1 protein-coding gene is annotated in these 262 nt (G+C 55.7%); it reads left to right on the plus strand.

The features are described from left to right. Positions 1–212, plus strand: a 212-nt coding sequence (locus AWU74_RS12345; protein ID WP_202966452.1) for a hypothetical protein, incomplete at its 5' end; no start/stop codon positions are given. Positions 213–262 lie beyond the last annotated feature (50 nt).

The raw sequence follows: 262 nt of genomic DNA on the forward strand, positions 1-262 counted from the left end.
TGTTTAATGACGGCGAGCCGGTGTCTAAAAACTTTTTCGTAAAAGGGTTATGGGCGGCGCTTGCGGATACCGGATTATCGGTAGAGGCGCAGAAACGGCGCAACATAACGCCGCATAGCCTGCGGCATTCGTTTATATCGCTTGCGCGGCTTGCGGGTGTGGATGATTTAACCGTGCAGACGCTGTGGCAGGGCACAGCGATATTGCCATGACAGACCACTACACGCACGCGGCGCAGGCTACGGACTAGGCAGTGTGGACT

The sequence above is a fragment of the Treponema endosymbiont of Eucomonympha sp. genome, assembly GCF_001028545.1.